The sequence below is a fragment of the Bartonella sp. AP58NXGY genome (genome assembly GCF_042195785.1).
In the GTDB taxonomy this organism is placed as follows: domain Bacteria; phylum Pseudomonadota; class Alphaproteobacteria; order Rhizobiales; family Rhizobiaceae; genus Bartonella.
The window spans coordinates 1-3,306 of the sequence record NZ_JBHIOY010000036.1 but is presented as its reverse complement, the minus strand read 5'-3'; the positions used below and the strand labels follow the sequence as shown (position 1 = coordinate 3,306).

The 3,306-nt window shown below is 45.1% G+C and carries 1 protein-coding gene; it reads right to left on the bottom strand.

From position 1 onward, the window contains the following. Nucleotides 1-3,306, bottom strand: a 3,306-nt coding sequence (locus ACFINC_RS09050) for a hemagglutinin repeat-containing protein (RefSeq protein ID WP_375616993.1), incomplete at both ends; no start/stop codon positions are given.

The window sequence follows — 3,306 nt, the reverse complement described above, 5'->3', positions numbered from 1 at the left end:
CACATCTTGGCGTGCCGTGATGTGTGATTGTGTGGAAGTGGTTTCCCATTGATCGCCCGTATCTTTGGCGCTTGCAACCCCAACACCTACAGAAGCACCGCTGTTGCTCTTTTCAAACTGAATGCCAAAGCCTGTACGTTCTTCCTTTGAGCTTGAGGAATGGCTATTATGACCAACAAGCACATTGACATCATGCGCTGCCGAAAGGTTAATATTCTCACCTGCAAGGTCAGAGCCAACAATTGTCACATCTTTTTTCTTGGCAGTGATGGTGATCGTACCATCCGCATTGAGAGAAGAACCTTGATGCTCAAAACTCTCTTCATTTTCTGTCTTTCCCTCACTCCCGTATATCGACACAAAGCCCTTACCTGATCCCACACCAAAACCCGTTTCATGGGTCTCTGAATGGCTTTTATGGTGATCTTGCATGCCATCAATCGTCACATTTTCTCCGCTCACATTGATATCTTGACCGGAAAGCAGATGAGAAGCAGAAATCTTGGCTTCTCCTTGTGCGTCTAACACGATGTTTCCCGTTGCCCCAAGGATAGAGGAGACCGTTGTGGTATGAGATTGAGATGTATCGGACGATTCCTCATGCAAAAAGCCACTTGAAGACGATTGTGCTTGCTGATCCAACTGTTCTTGGGCGCCTTTTATGACAATCTTTCCCCCAGAGTGAATGGTAATATCCGCTTGTTTCTGTTCTCCTGGTGCTTTCTCTCCTGACGTTTCCTCTGCCTTACCGGCTACGAGCGTCGAGGCGACAACTTCCGTGTTGTTTCCAGATTCAATGGCAACGCCTTTTTCTCCTGCTATACTTGAACCTACCACTTGGGTAGCTCCAAAAGTTTCATGATAGGATGAGCTTCCCCCAAAAAAACCGCCATCTGTGTAGCTAGATATCTCACGGTGTGAACTATCCTCTGCATTGGTGATCAGGACATCGTTGCTGGCTTTCAGCCCTACCTTGCCCTCAGCCGCAACGGAACTGCCTGTGATGCTAAGGTCATGCGGTTTCCCATCCTGCCCTGCAACAACAGTGGTATCACCCCCAGATTTTATCGAAGAACCCCGAGAAATAGACTCTTGCCTATCAACACTAAAGTCGCTGCTCTGAAAATGATAATCTCTTTCATCGTTTCTCACCCCTATTGTTATCTCCCCTTGTGCGCCAAGAGCAACATTGTCCTTCGCATCTATATCGGAAGCAGCAATATGGATATCTTGACCCGAGATGACAGTGGTATCTTTTCCAGAACTTAAATGAGAGCCATTGTGCAAGGCGACATGGGAGGTTTCACTCCCGCGATGATTGTCCATGCTGTTGCGTGTAGCATCAATCGAAACATTTTCTTTTGCTTGTAAGTAAAGATCATCATGCGCTTGAACATCAGAGCCTAAAATATTCAAATCTTTTCCAGAGAGAAGTGTCGTCGAGCCTCCAGAGTTTAACACAGATTTATGGTGCATAATGGAGTCACTATACTGTTTATGGTGATGCGTTGCAGCTGAACCGATCGTCAAGTTACCTTCTTCTGTAGCCATGGCAAGATCACCTCCGGTAGTGATCCCCACCCCTGAGGCGGTGATATCTTGTTTGGCAATCACCGTTGCATTACCCCCAGCAGAAAGCGCCTCGGTGTTTAATACTGTCTCCACGCCGTCAACCGTTGTGCGCCCTGCATCTAAACGAATATTCTTCTCCGCAAGGATAACAGCATCACCACCCGCCGCAAAATGCCCCCCTTGACTAAAGATATCCCCACCATGCACATGCAATTGGTGGTTTGCCGCAATCCGCCCTGAATTGGTTATTGTGGAATTGCTTGTATTCTGGCTGGTGATATTGATATCATCGCCCATGATCAAAGCCCCAGCAGAAACAAAGGAGGCTCTGTCTTTTTCGGGGATATAAAGCACCGGTGCATAAACATCCATGCCCTTGACCTGTTGGCGCACATAAATCACCATCGGGGCTTCTAGGGATGCCAATTGTTCTTCACTCAAAGCCTCACCAAAGGGGAGATTGTGGGCTTTTGCATAGTCTGCCCCGACATCCAGCAAAGTTTTGACTTGTTCAATGGCATCACTTCCAGGAATAAAGGAGCCTTTACCCAAACCTTGACCCACAAGATCACGCATTTGTTTTTCAATCAATTCCTTTTCGAAATAAGCATCGCCTAAGAAAAAAATCTCCCGATCAGGATTGTAACCTATTCTGTTCAAATAATAGGCTGAGCCATAAAACTTGCCAACATCAAGGAATTCTGCCCGCGTTTCATAAATGAAATTTTGATTGGGTAGCGTGCCCCCAACCCCACCCGATTGGGGCTTTGGTAAAGGGAGCCCCTCAGAAAGTTCCCCCGCATTATTGAGATCCACTTTTGGTGTAAAGAGAGCGCCAGCCCCGGTTAAACCACTTAAGGACTCCAGTGGATTGCCTCCAACGGTTTTTGCCTCAAAATGCGCATCCCCTGTAATCGAACCTTCCGCTGCCTCGTTGTGGAGTTGATCGACCACCAAATTCAAAATGCCACCCGCTTGAACAAGACCAGGAACAGTATCGAGAACTTCTGAATTGATATGGCGAAAACCATCATTATTTATTATATCTAAAGCAACATTTCGGCTTCCATCAGCGTTATAAGCATAACAATAAGCATCCGTATTAGCCTGACAACCCATATAGGTGTTTTTATAAGCTGTTGCACCTAAATTGGTCAGCACATTGGCGTGGATATCGGCGTTTCCCCCTGCTTCTATAATGCTATAATGGTTGTCAATGGTATCAGCGTTAATAATAAGATTGCCGTGAGACTGTATCATTCCTTGACGAGTAGGCGAAAATTCTTGCGTGACAGTTTTCTGTATCATGTGAGATAAATTATTCCATCGGTACCCTTGAAAAAAAACCGAACTTTCACTCTCTTCATTCCAAGTAAATGCCTTGTATACTATCCCATCTTCTAAAGTTATCTTACCATAAGTTGCCTCTTTGTTGGGCAAAGAATTTTTAAAGTGAAAATCACATGTGTTTCCCGAACATTCAACTTCCTCATAGGAAACGGCCCATATTTCTATCCCCAACTCATTTGCTATACTTGTTGTATGATACAAAATCGCATTTTCAATTGAATCAAAGCGTTCTGGTTTTTGGAAAGAAATATCGCTATATTCCGTTTTTTCTGTGATGACAGGCGTGCTATCGGCTTCGTTTTTTAGAGTGTTGGTTTGGATATTTAAGTTTCCACCAGCTTGAATAAAGCCTGCTTTGTTAACAAGGGAAAGGCTTTTTCCGCT